The sequence below is a fragment of the Lawsonibacter hominis genome (assembly GCF_014287895.1).
In the GTDB taxonomy this organism is placed as follows: domain Bacteria; phylum Bacillota; class Clostridia; order Oscillospirales; family Oscillospiraceae; genus Lawsonibacter_A; species Lawsonibacter_A hominis.
Genome location: NZ_JACOPP010000004.1, coordinates 117,690 through 132,353 on the forward strand (window position 1 = coordinate 117,690; position 14,664 = coordinate 132,353).

At 63.7% G+C, this 14,664-nt stretch carries 14 protein-coding genes; 6 read left to right on the forward strand and 8 right to left on the reverse strand.

The annotated features are described in order from the left end of the window. Nucleotides 1-63: 63 nt before the first annotated feature. The gene (locus H8S57_RS04655; RefSeq protein ID WP_186906913.1) at nt 64-1,146 is read right to left on the reverse strand and encodes an ABC transporter substrate-binding protein; all 1,083 of its coding nucleotides are present in this window, start codon (nt 1,144-1,146) and stop codon (nt 64-66) included. Nucleotides 1,147-1,174: 28 nt separating this feature from the next. After that, the gene (locus H8S57_RS04660; protein ID WP_243204687.1) at nt 1,175-1,849 is read right to left on the reverse strand and encodes a Crp/Fnr family transcriptional regulator; all 675 of its coding nucleotides are present in this window, start codon (nt 1,847-1,849) and stop codon (nt 1,175-1,177) included. Nucleotides 1,850-1,972: 123 nt separating this feature from the next. Here H8S57_RS04660 and H8S57_RS04665 point away from each other — a divergent pair, with 123 nt between their 5' ends. Continuing rightward, a complete protein-coding gene (locus H8S57_RS04665; protein ID WP_186906914.1) occupies nt 1,973-2,308 on the forward strand; it encodes a hypothetical protein in 336 nt (111 codons plus the stop codon). 70 nt (nt 2,309-2,378) lie between these two features. Here the strand turns inward: H8S57_RS04665 and H8S57_RS04670 are convergent, their stop codons facing one another. Both H8S57_RS04670 and H8S57_RS04675 read right to left on the reverse strand, forming a co-directional pair. Continuing rightward, nucleotides 2,379-2,909, reverse strand: a complete 531-nt coding sequence (locus tag H8S57_RS04670; protein ID WP_186906915.1) for a cob(I)yrinic acid a,c-diamide adenosyltransferase — start codon at nt 2,907-2,909, stop codon at nt 2,379-2,381. Nucleotides 2,910-3,005: 96 nt separating this feature from the next. Next, nucleotides 3,006-3,440 (reverse strand): RrF2 family transcriptional regulator, encoded by a 435-nt coding sequence (locus tag H8S57_RS04675; protein WP_186906916.1) that lies wholly within the window; start codon nt 3,438-3,440, stop codon nt 3,006-3,008. Nucleotides 3,441-3,750: 310 nt separating this feature from the next. On the opposite strand from H8S57_RS04675, the gene aroF reads away from it, so the two are divergent. Both aroF and H8S57_RS04685 read left to right on the forward strand, forming a co-directional pair. Continuing rightward, nucleotides 3,751-4,770, forward strand: a complete 1,020-nt coding sequence (aroF, locus tag H8S57_RS04680; protein ID WP_186906917.1) for a 3-deoxy-7-phosphoheptulonate synthase — start codon at nt 3,751-3,753, stop codon at nt 4,768-4,770. Continuing rightward, nucleotides 4,767-5,633 (forward strand): prephenate dehydrogenase, encoded by an 867-nt coding sequence (locus tag H8S57_RS04685; RefSeq protein WP_186906918.1) that lies wholly within the window; start codon nt 4,767-4,769, stop codon nt 5,631-5,633. The genes aroF and H8S57_RS04685 overlap by 4 nt, the downstream gene beginning before the upstream one ends. 171 nt (nt 5,634-5,804) lie before the next feature. Here the strand turns inward: H8S57_RS04685 and H8S57_RS04690 are convergent, their stop codons facing one another. The 4 genes from H8S57_RS04690 to xdh all read right to left on the reverse strand — a co-directional run bounded on the left by H8S57_RS04690 (nt 5,805) and on the right by xdh (nt 10,365). Beyond that, nucleotides 5,805-6,140: a thioredoxin family protein gene (locus H8S57_RS04690; protein ID WP_186906919.1), complete on the reverse strand. Its 336-nt coding sequence runs from the start codon at nt 6,138-6,140 to the stop codon at nt 5,805-5,807. A 13-nt stretch (nt 6,141-6,153) separates the two neighbouring features. Beyond that, nucleotides 6,154-7,116, reverse strand: coding sequence for a permease (locus H8S57_RS04695; RefSeq protein ID WP_186906920.1), 963 nt, complete (start codon nt 7,114-7,116; stop codon nt 6,154-6,156). Between the two features lie 131 nt (nt 7,117-7,247). Further along, a complete protein-coding gene (locus H8S57_RS04700) occupies nt 7,248-7,562 on the reverse strand; it encodes an ArsR/SmtB family transcription factor (RefSeq protein ID WP_186906921.1) in 315 nt (104 codons plus the stop codon). A gap of 232 nt (nt 7,563-7,794) precedes the next feature. After that, nucleotides 7,795-10,365, reverse strand: a complete 2,571-nt coding sequence (xdh, locus tag H8S57_RS04705; RefSeq protein ID WP_186906922.1) for a selenium-dependent xanthine dehydrogenase — start codon at nt 10,363-10,365, stop codon at nt 7,795-7,797. 200 nt (nt 10,366-10,565) lie between these two features. Here xdh and dpaL point away from each other — a divergent pair, with 200 nt between their 5' ends. The 3 genes from dpaL to ygeW all read left to right on the forward strand — a co-directional run bounded on the left by dpaL (nt 10,566) and on the right by ygeW (nt 14,647). Beyond that, complete coding sequence (gene dpaL, locus H8S57_RS04710; RefSeq protein ID WP_186906923.1) at nt 10,566-11,780, forward strand: diaminopropionate ammonia-lyase; 1,215 nt, start codon at nt 10,566-10,568, stop codon at nt 11,778-11,780. 178 nt (nt 11,781-11,958) lie between these two features. After that, complete coding sequence (locus H8S57_RS04715) at nt 11,959-13,371, forward strand: YgeY family selenium metabolism-linked hydrolase (RefSeq protein WP_186906924.1); 1,413 nt, start codon at nt 11,959-11,961, stop codon at nt 13,369-13,371. 76 nt (nt 13,372-13,447) lie between these two features. After that, a complete protein-coding gene (gene ygeW / locus H8S57_RS04720; protein ID WP_186906925.1) occupies nt 13,448-14,647 on the forward strand; it encodes a knotted carbamoyltransferase YgeW in 1,200 nt (399 codons plus the stop codon). Nucleotides 14,648-14,664: the final 17 nt, after the last annotated feature.

Genomic DNA, 14,664 nt, shown 5'->3' on the forward strand with positions numbered 1-14,664 from the left:
TGCCAAACCCCCAGCCAAAAGGCCAGGGGTATGACAACGTTTCGTATTCTTGCGCCTATCCGATTACGGGACGTAGTAGAAGGCGTCATCGGGGATGGCACCTCCGATCGAAGTGGGATCGGCCGCAAAGAGCACCTCATAGTAGCTGGAAACCTCCATCAGGTCCTCCCCGTCCACATAGACCAAATTGGCCTGGGGGATGGCCGCCTTGGCCACGGCGGCCTTGGGAACGATCTCATACTGCTCCATCAGGGCGGCGGCCTGCTCGGGTTCGGCGTTGGCGTATGCAATGGACGCCTTGTAGTCGGCCAGGATTCCGCTTACCAGCTCGCTGTTCTCCTCCAGCCACTCCGTGCGCCCCACCAGGCAGCCCATGGTGAACGTCCCCCGGGCGCCGGACCCGGCCCAGGCGTCGTTCAGGTCCACCGCGTCCCGCACGTCGGCGTTCTGGAGCATGACGCTGGTGGCCGCGGGTACCGGGAGCATGCACAGTTCGATCTCGCCGGAGGCCATGAGGGTGGTCAGCTCGTCGCTGGTCTTCCACTCAATGGTCACATCCCGGCCGGGGGTCAAGCCGTTCTGCTCCAGCAGATAATGGAGCACATACTCCGGATTGGCGCCCTGGCCGGTGGCGTAAAGGGTCTTGCCCGCCAGGTCGGCCATGCTGTGAACGCTCTCGCCGTTCTCCAGAATGTGGAGCACGCCCAGAGTATTCAGGGCCAGCAGCTTCACGCCGCCCTGGGTCTTGTTGTACAGGCTGGCGGCCAGATTGGTGGGCACGGCGGCCAGGTCCAGCTCGCCGTTGATGAGCTTGGGCACGATGTCGTTGGCCGGGTCGGCGCCCAGGGTCACCTCGTAGCGCAGCAGGGTGCCCTCATAGGTCCCGGCCTCCGCCTGGGCAAAGTCTACGTCGTTGTCGGCCAGAAGCTTGGCGGCGCCCATACCGGTGGGGCCTTTCAGCAGGCCCAAGTTTACCGTAACATAAGGCGCCGCTGTTTCCGGGGCGGCGGTCTCGGGGGCCGCCGTCCCGGGCGGGGCCGTCTCCGGAGCGGCCGTTCCCGGGGCGGCGGTGGAGGCGCACCCGCCCAGCAGGCCGAAGGTCAGGGCCAGACTCAGCAGCAGCGCCGCAGTTTTGTTCCGTTTCATGATTTCCTCGTTCCTTTCCTCGTTTGGATCACAGCCCGTTCAGCCGCTCCTCATCCAGCAGGCGGATGCCCGCCGCCTCCCGCCGGATGGCGCCCGAGGCGGTCAGGGCATCCAGCGCGCGATAGAGGGAGGCCCGGCTCACACCCAGCCGTTTGGCCAGGCCTGTCGCCGAGCAGTCCCACTCCATCCAGCCCTCCCGGCTGTGCGTCAGCAGATACTGGGCCAGCTTGCCCTCGGCGCTTCCGGCGGCGAGGGCGTCGATCTTCTCATTCAAAAACCAGATGCGCTGGGACAGGTAGGCCACATAATTATACCCCACCGCCGGGAAGCGGGCCATCAGCTCCTCCACCAGTGCCTGTGGAAAAAAGAGCAGATCACACCGGGAACGGGCGGTCAGGGTGGTGGCGTAATCCGCCCGGTCGTTGAACAGCGCCGCCGCGCCGAACAGATCGCCCGGCTGCAGCACGCTCATGATGAGCTCCCCCTTGTTCACCTGCACCCGGCCCGCCAGCACCACCGCCAGGCAGCGGCGGAACCGGTGGGGCGCGTAGATGACCGTCCCCCGTTCCGCCCGCTCCCGCCGGCAGCGTCCGTCCGACAACGCAAACATGAGGGCCTGTTCCGGCGCGCCCCGAAACAGGAAGGTCCCCGCCAGCAGCGCCCTCAGTGTCTCCTCCACGGCCGCGCCCCATTTCTGTCTCAAATGATACAGTTTAGTTTATCACAAACTTTTAAAATGTCAACCGCTTCCATTCATTCTTTTTCCGAAAAGGGTCCCATATGCGTTCAAAAGCATAGTATGGGGAGAAAAAGGAGGGAACTCACCATGGTGAAACGCAATGACCAGCGGGCGCTGGAGCGGGCCAGGGCCCAAGCCGCCGCCCAGGCCATCATCGCCCAGGGCCGCCGGCTCCAGCCGGAGCAGGCGGCGGCGCCCGCGCTGGAGGAAGAACCGATGAACCGCTACCGAAACCCGCTCCAGGAGCGCCCGGCGGGTCCTGTTTTCCTGCCGCCCTATCCCTGTGGAAGCGACGCGCAGACACAGGCGTGCCTGGAACGGATCCTGGAGACCCTGGTGTGCCAAAACCAGCTTTTGGTGGATCTGCTGGGGGCCGTCAACTCTCTCACCGCCGCTACGCTGAGCGTCCGGGACCGGGGCTGAAAACAGGCTGAGCCCCCGCCCAAACGGCGGGGGCTCAGCGGCAGCCGGACAAAGCAGGTCTTTGTCCTCTTTAAAATTCGATCTCTTTCCGGGCCATAACGCCCCGGTCATAGGGGTGCTTTTCTTTCACCACGTGGGAAATATAGTCCGCCCGCTCGGCCAGCTGCGGGGGCAGGCTGTGACCGGTGATCGCGACCTCCAGCCCCTCCGGACGCCCGTCCAGGAAGGCGCAGAGCTCCTCCATGGGCAAAAAGCCGTAGGTCGCGTCGATGACCTCGTCCAGCACCAGCAGGCGCGCCTGCTCCTGCCGGGCCAGCTCCACCGCCTGGCGGAACAGGCTCAGGCAGTTCTCCGCCGTCTCGGCCTTTTCGTCGTCGTTCATCTGGAAGGTGAACTTGTTTACGCCCTTCGTCCGCAGCAGCGTGATTTCGGGAAAGCGCTCCACAGCCTTCCCCTCGCCGCCGGCGCCGCTCTTCAAAAACTGAGCGACGACCACTCTGCGCCCCCAGCCCGCACACCGGAAGGCCAGGCCGAAGACCGCCGTGGTCTTCCCTTTTCCGTCCCCATAATAGAGCTGGACCAGCCCTTGCTCCTTTGCCAAACGGATCACCTCGCTATTTTATTTGGATCCCCCGGCGGACAGGCGGCAACCGCCTGTCTGCCGGGGCAGGATCAGTATAACAGGCTTTCCCGGCTTTTACAACCGCGTCCGGCCGCCGAACTTCTCGTGGTAGCGGCGCACCAGATCGGCCAGCGTCAGATGGTCCACCACGCCGTCCACGGCGGCCTGGATCTCGCGCCACACCTCTACGGTGACGCAGCGGTCGGCCCGCTCGCAGCAGCCCACGCCGTCGGCGCAGCTCACCGGGGCCAGACTGCCCTCCAGCACCCGCAGGATCTCGCCCACGGTATAACCCTCCGGCGTCCGGGTCAGCAGATAGCCGCCCCCCGCGCCCCGCACGCTGCGCACCAGGCCCGCACGGGAGAGTTGGGTCACGATCTGTTCCAGATATTTGTCGGAGATCTCCTGCCGCTGGGCCACATCCCGCAGCGGGACGGCGCTCCCTTCACTGTGGATGGCCAGATCTAACATCAGGCGCAGGGCATAGCGCCCCTTGGTGGAAATTTTCATGTGGCATCCCTACCTTTTCTTATTCTTATAATACCACAGGTTCACTAGGAATTCAACCCGAAAACTTCCTCTTGACTTTCGCGCCTAAAAGTGCTAAAGTACGCAGTACTAGGGAGCGTGGTTTTCTCATGTGGAAGCACACCGGTTATGGATACGGCTATTACCGCTATTATTATGGTAGCGGTTCTTCTGCCTGCCCATAACCGGTCTGTCTGGATGAGGCGTTCCCTGCATCGACCAGGACGCACCCGCCGCGGCAGCCCAGTTGGGCTGCCGCGGTTTTTGTGTTACAGGAAAGGAGCATACTGCAATGGTTGTCATTTTAAAACGAGAGCATACCCAGCAGCAGCTGGAGCAGGCCGTGCGCGCCATGGAGGCCGGCGGAGTCAAGGTCATGATATCCAAAGGGGCCGAGACCACTATTTTGGGCGCCGAGGGCAACGCGGAGGGCATCGACCAGGAGAAGGTCGCCCTTCTGCCGGGCGTAGAACGGGTCATGCGGGTCACCGAACCCTACAAGAAGGCCAACCGGAAATATCATCCGGACGACACGGCGATCGATCTGGGCAACGGTATCCTGGTGGGCGGCCAGCGCCTGGCCGTCATCGCCGGCCCCTGCTCGGTGGAGAGCGAGGCGCAGATCGTGGCGGTGGCGCAGGCCGTGAAGGGCGCCGGAGCGGCAGCCCTGCGGGGCGGCGCGTTCAAGCCGCGCACGTCCCCCTATTCCTTTCAGGGCCTGGAGTGCCAGGGTCTGGAGTTGCTGAAGGAGGCCCGCGAGGCCACCGGCCTGCCCATCGTCACCGAGATCATGGGCACCGAATACATCGACCTGTTCGAGGCGTGCGTGGACGTGATCCAGGTGGGCGCCCGGAATATGCAGAACTTCGACCTGCTGAAAAAACTGGGACGGCATACCACCAAGCCCATCCTGCTCAAACGGGGCCTCTCCAACACCATCGAGGAATGGCTCATGAGCGCAGAATACATTATGGCAGGCGGCAACGAAAAGGTCATTCTCTGTGAGCGCGGCATCCGCACCTTTGAGACCTACACCCGCAACACCCTGGACCTGTCCGCCGTACTGGCGGTGAAGCGGCTCTCCCATCTGCCGGTGGTGGTGGACCCCTCCCATGCCTGCGGCAAGGCCTGGATGGTGGAGCGAATGAGTCTGGCCGCCGCGGCCGCCGGAGCGGACGGTCTCATCGTGGAAGTCCACAACGACCCGCCCCATGCGCTGTGCGACGGGGCGCAGTCCATCACCCCGGAGCAGTTCGGCACGCTGATGGACAAGCTGGGCGCGCTGGGCGCCTGCATAGGGAGAACGGTATGAAACACACGATCGTCATCGTGGGCCTGGGTCTGATCGGAGGAAGCCTGGCCCTGGCCCTGAAGGGTTTCGAGGATTTTGAAGTGGTGGGCGTGGACGTATCCCAGCCCACCCTCCGCTACGCCCGGGAACACGCCGTGGCCGACCGGGTCTGCGAGGATGCGGCGGCGGTGTTGGGGCAGGCCGACGTGGTGGCGCTTGCCCTGCACCCCCAGGGGATCGTGGATTTTCTCAGCGCCTACCGGGATCAATTCAAGCCCGGCGCGCTGGTATGGGACGTATGCGGCGTCAAAAGCGCAGTCATGCAGGCGGCCCAGGTCCTGCCGGCGTCGGTGGACTTCATCGGATGCCATCCCATGGCGGGCACCGAGTTTTCCGGGATCGAGCATGCCTTTGCGGAGATGTTCCGGGACTCCCACTTCATCCTGTGCCGCCGCCCGGACAGCACCCCGGAACACGTGGCCCTGCTGGAACGCATGGCCGCCCATATGGGCTTTCGGGACGTATACCAGACCACGCCGGAGGCCCACGACGCTCTGATCGCCTACACCAGCCAGGTGATGCACATCATCGCCGTCTCGGTCTGCGACGACCCGATGCTCTTTGACTGTAAGGGCTTTGAGGGCAGCTCCTTCCGGGGCTGCACCCGGGTGGCCGCGCTGGACGTGGGACTGTGGACCCAGCTTTTCTCCCTCAACGCCCCCGCCCTGCTGGAGGTGCTGGACCGGCTGCTGGCCAACCTTCGGTCCTACCGGGATACCCTGGCCTGCGGAGATCAGGGCCGGCTGTCGGAGAAGCTGGCCTTCTCCGCCGCCCGCAAGCGGCAGATGAGCCTGCCCGGCCCCGACCTGCTGGGTCCGCTGTAGCATGGATACGGCATCCCGTTCCGCACGGGGCGGCCGTTGGCGGCCGTTCGCCTTGCCCGCCCGCCCCGGAAAAATGCCCGGCTTAGCGCCAGGCATTTTTTCGGGACAGCACCGCAGCCTTTGCCAAGAGCGAGCCGCAAAGAACCTGTGCGGCGGCGCCCGGTGGTACCGTCACATTCTCGCCCGTGCGATAAGCGTCTTTGCTTCTTCCTTTCGGAGCACCCTGCCACAGGACACTACTTTTCCATCGACCACCAGCGCCGGGGTCGTCATGACGCCATAGGACGCGATCTGCACGAAGTCCGTCACATGCTCGACGGCGGTTTCCATGCCCAGTTCTGCCAAGGCGGCCCGAACCGCCTGCTCCAGCGCGTTGCATTTCGCGCAGCCGGAGCCCAATACCTTCACCCCCGTGACGGCTTCCGGCGCCCCGGTCCGCTCCGCGCCGCCGGTCCCTGCGCAGCAGCCGGGCCGCAGCTTCTCTTTTTTGGTTCCAAACAGTCCCATAACAATACCTCCATTAAATCAGTAAGCCCTGAACCGCATTGAACAAATATCCTACAATCGTGATCCCAACGACACAAATACCGATGAACAGTCCCAGCAGCTTCGGCTTCACCGCCTTGCGGAGCAGAATGACGGACGGCAGGCTCAATGTGGTAACCGCCATCATAAAGGCCAGGATGGTGCCAAGCTGCGCACCTTTGTAGAGCAATGCCTCCGCAACGGGGATCGTACCGAAAATATCCGCGTACATGGGAGCGCCGGCCAGTACCGCAAGAAGCACGCCGAACGGGTTGCCGCCGCCTAAAACAGCTTCGATCCAGCGTTCCGGAATCCAGTTATGGACGACCGCGCCGATCCCCACTCCAATCAGGATATAGGGGAACACCTTTCGGAAGGTGGACGCGGTCTGCTCGTTCGCGTACTGCAAACGCTCCCGTTTTGTCAGTGCGGGGCAATCCGCCTCCACGCTTCCCGCCTTGCGGATGAAGTCCTCCACATAGGCCTCCATGTGCAGTTTTTCAATCATTGTTCCGCCGGCCACTGCAATCACCAGCCCTATGATGACATAGACAACGGCAACCTTCGCGCCGAAAACGCTCATAAGCAGCATAAGGCTCCCCAGGTCCACCATCGGAGAGGAGATCAAAAACGAGAACGTTACCCCAAGCGGCAGTCCCGCGCCGGTAAAACCGATAAAGAGCGGGATGGAGGAGCATGCGCAAAAGGGCGTCACAGTCCCCAGCAGGGCAGATACGACATTCGCCCCCACGCCATGAAAACGGCCTAAGATCTTCTTGCTGCGCTCAGGCGGAAAATAGCTCTGGAGATACGATATCGCAAAAATCAGTCCGCACAGCAGTACCGTGATCTTGATGCCGTCGTAAAGGAAAAATTGAACGCTTCCCACCCAACGTGCGCCCGTGTCCAGTCCCAGGGCAGTCAAGAGAGCTCCCACCAGCCTGTTCAGCCAGTTCATTCCAAGGACCTCATTCTGAATCAACTGCCACAGAGCCCGTAAAACCTGCAAGCATATCCCTCCGTTTCGCTGTTCATATCAAATTTTTTTGATGTGTTTTCGAAAAAAATTTTCCCGTTCCGCCGCCCCTCCTATCGGCAACAGTCCTCTTCGCCGCTTGGTCCCAGGTCCGGCGTGGTAAGCTTCATCAGCAGTTCCGCCGCGGCGCCGCGCCCGGTGTCGCTCAGGCGGTAATGGGTCCATTTCCCCTCCTGCCGGCTCGCGACGATCCCCGATTCACATAGAATCTTCATATGGTAGGAGACGGCGGACTGCCCCATCTCCAGCCGGTCCATCAGCACACAGGCACATTTTTCACCGCTGCGGAGCAGTTCCAGAATCGCAAGGCGTTTGGGATCGCACAGTGCCCGGAACACCTTTGCATGTTTCTGATGATCTGTCACCATGTCCTCCCCCTTACATCAAAAATATTTGATGTAATTCATCTTATGCCAACGCCGCCCGTTTGTCAACCGCTTTTGGGCATACCGGCCCGTCCCGGCTGGTCTTGGCCCGATCAGGCCTACCTCCTTCCCTTCCGGTCATCACCCGCCGGCGGCTCCGCCCCGCCTGACGGCCCCTTTTGCCGCAGGGGAACGCCCGCGCCGGTAACGGCGCGGGCGTTCCCCTGCGATGGCGCTAGTTCTTTGTCCGGCTGTAAGGCGTATTTTCCAGCGGCAGGGTGGTGCGGAAGTTCCCGTCCCAGCGGTAATAGGCGTTCTGGACGGCGGGGGCGGTGGGGATGGAGGTGATCTCTCCGATGCCCACGGCCCCATAGGCCAGCGGCTCCGGGTTGGCCTCCACGATGATGGAGCGCACGTCCGGCGTCTTGTCCGCTCGGAACAGGCCCAGGGTGCCGAATTTGGCGGCAGGCCGTCCTTCCTCCAGGGGGAACGCCTCCGTCAGGGCGTAGCCCAGACTCATGACCACGCCGCCCTCGATCTGTCCCTCCACGCTCAGGGGATTGATGGCCCGGCCCACGTCGTGGGCGGCCACCACCTGCTCGATGGTGCCGTCCTCCCGCAGGCACACCACCTGGGTGGCGTACCCGTAGGCCACATGGGAGACCGGATTTGGCTTGTCCGCGCCCATGGGATCGGTCTTGGCCAGATACTCCCCCAAAAATTCCCGCCCCTCCAGCTCTTCCAGGGTCTTTCCCCCGTCCAGCTCGGCCTTGATCTGCACGCAGGCCCGGCGGCAGGCCTCGCCGGTGATGAGGGTCTGGCGGGAGCCCGAGGTGGTGCCCGCGTCGGGGGCGTTGTTGGTCTCCGCATTGGGGTAGACGATGCGCTCCCGGCCCACGCCCAGGGTCTCGCAGGCGATCTGCTCCAGCACGGTGCCCAGTCCCTGTCCGATGCAGGAGGCCCCGGAGCGCAGATAGAGCTTTCCGCCCTCCACGGTAATGCGGCAGCGGCCCCAGTCGGGCAGGCCTACGCCCACCCCGGCGTTTTTCATGGCACAGGCGATGCCCGCGTAGGGATGGCTGTCGTAGAGGGGCTTTACCGCCTCCAGCGTCTGCACCAGGGCGGTCCCGGGGCAGGCGATCTGGCCGTTGGGCAGCACCTGGCCCGGGCGAATGGCGTTGCGGTAGCGGATCTCCCAGGGGGAGATGCCCACCGCCTCGGCCAGCAGGTTCAGGTTGCACTCGGCGGCAAAGCAGCTCTGGGTAACGCCGAAGCCCCGGAAGGCCCCGGCGGGGGGGTTGTTGGTGTAGACGGCGGTACCGTCGATATCGATCACCTGATAGTTGTACGGCCCGGCGGCATGGGTGCAAAGGCGCTGGAGCACCGGCCCGCCCAGGCTGGCGTAGGCCCCCGTGTCGGTGACCACCACCGCCTTCATGGCGGTGAGCCGGCCGTCCGCGCCGCACCCGGTGGTAACCTCCATCCAGGCCGGGTGGCGCTTGGGGTGGACCAGGATGCTCTCGTCCCGGGTGAGCTTCACCTTCACCGGCCGGCGGGTGTGGTAGGCCAGCAGCAGGGCATGATGCTGGACGCTCACATCCTCCTTGCCGCCGAAACCGCCGCCCACCAGCGCGTTGACCACGTGGATGCGCTCCGGCTCCCAGCCCATCATCAGGGCGCACTCGTGCTGGGTATCGTAGGTGCCCTGATCGCTGGAGTAGATAAGAGCGCTCTCCCCGTCCGGGTCCATCAGGGCCACGGCGCACTCCGGCTCCAGAAAGGCGTGCTCGGTAAAGGGGGTGAAATACGTCCGGGTGACCACATGGGCGGAGCGGCGCAGCGCCTCCTCCGCGTCGCCCCGGACCAGATGTTCATGGGCCAGCACGTTGGACGTGCCGCTCTCATGCACCAGGGGCGCCCCCTCCGCCAATGCCTGCTGGGGTGAAAACACTCCGGGCAGCACCTCGTATTCCACCCGGATGAGGGCCTTGGCCTGTTCGGCGATCGCCCGGGTCTCGGCGGCCACCAGGGCGACCGCGTCCCCCAGATAGTGGGTCAGGCGGCCTACGGGCACCAGCGCGTCCCAGTCGTGCTTCAGGTGGCCCACCTTGGAGGAGCCGGGGATATCCGCCGCGGTGAGCACCGCGTGGACGCCGCTCAGGGCCTTTGCCGCGCTGGTGTCGATGGAGAGCACCCGGGCCCGGGGATACGCCGCGCGCAGGGCGGAGCCGTAGAGCATGCCCTCCATCTGGATATCGTCGGCGTATTTGCCCCAGCCCTGTACCTTCTCCGGCACGTCCAGGCGGTGGGCCCGCTGGCCCACGCCGGTGACCGCCGGAGCGGACAAATGCTCCGCCCCCTCCCGGAAGAGCCGGGCGGCCAGAAGGATGGCGTCGATGATTTTTTTATACCCGGTGCAGCGGCAGATATTGTTGCGGATGGCAACGGCCGCCTCGTCCCGGGTGGGATCCGGGTTCCGATCGATGAGGCCCTTGGCGCACAGCACCATCCCCGGGATGCAGAAACCGCACTGCACCGCGCCCGCCGCGCCGAAGGCGTAAGTGTAGACCTCCTTCTCCCGCGGGCTGAGGCCCTCCACGGTGACGATGGCCCTTCCCTGGAACTTGGATATCTTCTGCACGCACGCTTTCACCGGCTTCCCATCCGCCAGGACGGTACAGGTGCCGCAGGCGCCCTGACCGCACCCGTCCTTTACCGAAGTCAGCCCCATGCCCCGCAGCAGCTCCATCAGAGAGCCGTCCTGCTCCGTCTGTACCTGCGCGCCGTTGACCGTGAGGGTAAACATGGCCATGTCTCCTTTTCTTTGATCTTATGGCTCTAGCTTAACACCGAAAATGTACAAAGGCAACCATTCCTGCACCGTCAATTTTAACAAAAATCTAAAAAACTTTTTTGTTGCACAAAAATTTTTTTGGAAACCTATTGACTTGCAGATTTCCCGTGCTATGATGGGGACAGAACATAGAAATCGGAGGCGCAGTCGCAATGAAAGACCGGATCAAATGGGCCGTCAACCACATGCCCAAAAGCGACGACGGGCAGCTGCCCGTCATGTCCCTGACCAATGTGGCCAAGGCCCGCTTTTTTCACAGCAGCTTTCCCCAGTACTCCATCACTCCGCTGGCCCGGCTGGACGGTATGGCCGCTTATCTGGGCCTGGCGGGCCTGTTCGTAAAGGATGAGAGCTTCCGTTTCGGTCTGAACGCCTTCAAGGTGCTGGGCGGCTCCTTTGCCATGGCGCGGTACATCGCCAAGGAGATGGGCCGCGACGTGTCGGAGATGACCTATGACTATCTGACCAGCGAGGCCCTGCGCCGGGACTTCGGCCAGGCCACCTTCTTCACTGCCACCGACGGCAATCACGGCCGCGGCGTGGCCTGGGCGGCCCACAAGCTGGGCCAGAAGGCGGTGGTCCATATGCCCAAGGGCAGCTCGCAGGCGCGGTACGACAACATCGCCAAGGAGGGCGCCGCCGTCACCATCGAGGACGTGAACTACGACGACTGCGTGCGCATGGCTGCCGCCGAGGCGGAGGCCACTCCCCACGGCGTCATCGTACAGGACACCGCCTGGGACGGCTACGAGGAGATCCCCGCCTGGATCATGCAGGGCTACGGCACCATGGCCAGCGAAAGCGCCGACCAGCTGCGTCAGATGGGCATAAACCGTCCCACGCATGTGTTCGTCCAGGCGGGCGTGGGCAGTCTGGCGGGCGCGGTCATCGGGTACTACGCCAACCTCTTCCCCAACGACCCGCCCAAGTTCATCGTCATGGAGGCCCAGGCGGCCGACTGTCTCTACCGGGGCGCCCTGGCCGGGGACGGCGCGCCCCGCATGGTGGACGGAGACCTGACCACCATCATGGCGGGGCTGGCCTGCGGCGAACCCAACACCATCTCCTGGGACATCCTGCGCAACCACGTCAGCGCTTTCGTCTCCTGCCCCGACTGGGTCAGCGCCCGGGGCATGCGGATGCTCGGGGTACCCGTCAAGGGCGACCCGGTGGTCATCTCCGGCGAGTCCGGAGCGGTGGGCATGGGTCTCATTGCCGCGCTGATGGAGAACGACGAATACCAGGACCTGCGTCAGGCCATCGGCCTGGACCGCTTCTCCCAGGTGCTTCTTTTCTCCACTGAGGGCAACACCGACCCCATGAAGTTCCGCAAGGTGCTCTGGGACGGCGAATATCCCACGGTTTAGCAGCGTTAAATCATGGGGCCCCGGGTTCCCTTACCGGCCCGGGGCGAGCGGACCGCCCCTGCGCCAAGCGGTTTGCCCGTTGGGCAAACCGCTTGTACGCGCCGCCCGGCGCCTCGCTGCGCGGGGGCTTTCCATGGCAATCAATCACGATATGGATGAATGATGGAGGGAAACAATCATGGATTACGAGCAGATCAAGAAAGCAGCCCAGGGCTATCAGGCCGACATGACCCGCTTTTTGCGGGCCATGATCTCCCACCCCAGCGAAAGCTGTGCGGAAAAAGACGTCGTGGCCTGCATCCGCTCTGAGATGGAACAGCTGGGGTATGACCAGGTGGAGGTGGACGGCCTGGGCAATGTGATCGGCTGGATGGGCGACGGTGACAAGATCATTGCCATCGACTCTCACATCGACACCGTGGGCGTCGGCAACCGGAGCAACTGGACGGACGACCCCTACGAGGGCTGGGAGGACGACGCGGTGATCTACGGCCGCGGCGGCTCCGACCAGGAGGGCGGCATGGCTTCCGCGGTCTACGGCGCCAAGATCATGAAGGAGCTGGGACTGATCCCCGCAGGCTACAAGATCATGGTGGTCGGCTCCGTGCAGGAGGAGGACTGCGACGGTATGTGCTGGCAGTATATCGTCAACAAGTTCTTCCCCGCCAAGGGCATCCGGAAGGAGCAGGTGGAGTTCGTCATCTCCACCGAGCCCACCGACGGCGGCATCTACCGGGGCCACCGGGGCCGCATGGAGATCCGCGTGGACGTGAAGGGCGTCTCCTGCCACGGCTCCGCTCCCGAGCGGGGCGACAACGCCATCTACAAGATGGCCGACATCCTCCAGGACGTGCGCGCCCTCAACGAGAACCCCGCCGATGACGGCGCTGCGATCAAGGGCCTGGTGAAGATGCTCGACCCCAAGTACAACCCCGAGCACTATGAGGACGCCCGCTTCCTGGGCCGGGGCACCTGCACCACCTCACAGATCTTCTACACCTCCCCCAGCCGCTGCGCCGTGGCCGACTCCTGCTCCATCTCCATCGACCGCCGCATGACCGCCGGCGAGACCTGGGACTCCTGCCTGCAGGAGATCCGGGACCTGCCCAGCGTGAAGAAGTACGGCGAGGATGTAACGGTATCCATGTACATGTACGACCGCCCCTCCTGGACCGGCGAGGTCTACGAGACCGAGTGCTACTTCCCCACCTGGATCAATAAGGAGCGCGCGGCCCACGTCCAGGCCCTGGCGGACGCCCACCACGCCCTGTGGGGGGAAACGCGCATCGGCCACGCCGACGCCGACCCCAAGCGGGACGCCATGCACCTGCGTGAGGGCCGCCCGCTCACCGACAAATGGACCTTCTCCACCAACGGCGTGGCCATTCAGGGCCGATACGGCATCCCTTGCGTGGGCTTCGGTCCCGGCGCGGAGAGCCAGGCCCACGCCCCCAACGAGATCACCTGGAAGCAGGACCTCGTTACCTGCGCCGCCCTGTACGCCGCCGTTCCCGGCCTGTACCGGGAGGAGAACAAAACCGCCGACGTGACCCAGTTCCGGGCCGGCAAGACGAACAACGACATCAAATAATTCACAAAGTTTTTTTCCTAAGTTTAGCATCCTTCCCACCAATCCATCATTTACAATAGAAAAGGAGAATACGATCATGGATGCCACGCTTCACAGCTATATCGACAAGCTGAACCAGCTCAACTTCAAGGAGATGTATGAGAACGACTTCTTCCTGACCTGGGAGAAATCCGACGATGAGATCGAGGCCGTCTTCACCGTGGCCGACGCTCTGCGCTACATGCGGGAGCACAACATCTCCACCAAGATCTTTGAGTCCGGCCTGGGCATCTCCCTGTTCCGGGACAACTCCACCCGCACCCGCTTCTCCTTTGCCAGCGCCTGCAACCTGCTGGGCCTGGAGGTCCAGGACCTGGACGAGGGCAAGAGCCAGATCGCCCACGGCGAGACCGTCCGTGAGACCGCCAACATGATCTCCTTCATGGCCGACGTGATCGGCATCCGGGACGACATGTACATCGGCAAAGGCAACAAATACATGCACGACGTGGTGGACGCCGTCACCCAGGGCCACAAGGACGGGGTGCTGGAGCAGAAGCCGACCCTGGTCAACCTGCAGTGCGACATCGACCACCCCACCCAGTGCATGGCCGACATGCTGCACATCATCCACGAATTCGGCGGCGTGGAGAACCTGAAGGGCAAGAAGGTCGCTATGACCTGGGCCTATTCTCCCAGCTACGGCAAGCCTCTCTCCGTGCCTCAGGGCGTCATCGGCCTGATGACCCGCTTCGGCATGGACGTGGTGCTGGCCCATCCCGAGGGCTACGAGGTCATGCCCGAGGTGGAAGCCGTGGCCGCTGCGAACGCGGAAAAGGCCGGCGGCACGTTCCGGCGCGTGAATTCCATGGCCGAGGCCTTCCAGGACGCGGACATCGTGTATCCCAAGAGCTGGGCTCCCTTTGCCGCCATGGAGAAGCGCACCGACCTATACGCCCAGGGCGACAGCGAAGGCATCAAGGCCCTGGAAAAGGAGCTGCTGGCGCAAAACGCCCAGCACAAGGACTGGTGCTGCACCGAGGAACGGATGAAGACCACCCGGGACGGCAAGGCGCTGTACCTGCACTGCCTGCCCGCCGACATCAACGGCGTATCCTGCGTGGACGGCGAGGTGGAGGAGAGCGTCTTCGACCGCTACCGCGAGGCGCTGTACAAAGAGGCCTCTTACAAGCCCTACATCATCGCCGCCATGATCTTCCTGGCCAAATGCAGAGATCCCCAGGCCGTGCTGAAGGCCCTGGAGGAGCGCGGCACCCAGCGTTGGTTCAACAAGTAACGCGTCCGGCGTTGCTT

Excerpts from the sequence above, each read along its gene's own strand:
- H8S57_RS04655 (WP_186906913.1), bottom strand. The coding sequence starts at position 1,146 with ATGAAACGGAACAAAACTGCGGCGCTGCTGCTGAGTCTGGCCCTGACC.
- H8S57_RS04665 (WP_186906914.1), top strand. The coding sequence starts at position 1,973 with ATGGTGAAACGCAATGACCAGCGGGCGCTGGAGCGGGCCAGGGCCCAA.
- H8S57_RS04675 (WP_186906916.1), bottom strand. The coding sequence starts at position 3,440 with ATGAAAATTTCCACCAAGGGGCGCTATGCCCTGCGCCTGATGTTAGAT.
- aroF (WP_186906917.1), top strand. The coding sequence starts at position 3,751 with ATGGTTGTCATTTTAAAACGAGAGCATACCCAGCAGCAGCTGGAGCAG.
- H8S57_RS04685 (WP_186906918.1), top strand. The coding sequence starts at position 4,767 with ATGAAACACACGATCGTCATCGTGGGCCTGGGTCTGATCGGAGGAAGC.
- H8S57_RS04690 (WP_186906919.1), bottom strand. The coding sequence starts at position 6,140 with ATGGGACTGTTTGGAACCAAAAAAGAGAAGCTGCGGCCCGGCTGCTGC.
- H8S57_RS04695 (WP_186906920.1), bottom strand. The coding sequence starts at position 7,116 with ATGAACTGGCTGAACAGGCTGGTGGGAGCTCTCTTGACTGCCCTGGGA.
- H8S57_RS04700 (WP_186906921.1), bottom strand. The coding sequence starts at position 7,562 with ATGGTGACAGATCATCAGAAACATGCAAAGGTGTTCCGGGCACTGTGC.
- xdh (WP_186906922.1), bottom strand. The coding sequence starts at position 10,365 with ATGTTTACCCTCACGGTCAACGGCGCGCAGGTACAGACGGAGCAGGAC.
- dpaL (WP_186906923.1), top strand. The coding sequence starts at position 10,566 with ATGAAAGACCGGATCAAATGGGCCGTCAACCACATGCCCAAAAGCGAC.
- H8S57_RS04715 (WP_186906924.1), top strand. The coding sequence starts at position 11,959 with ATGGATTACGAGCAGATCAAGAAAGCAGCCCAGGGCTATCAGGCCGAC.
- ygeW (WP_186906925.1), top strand. The coding sequence starts at position 13,448 with ATGGATGCCACGCTTCACAGCTATATCGACAAGCTGAACCAGCTCAAC.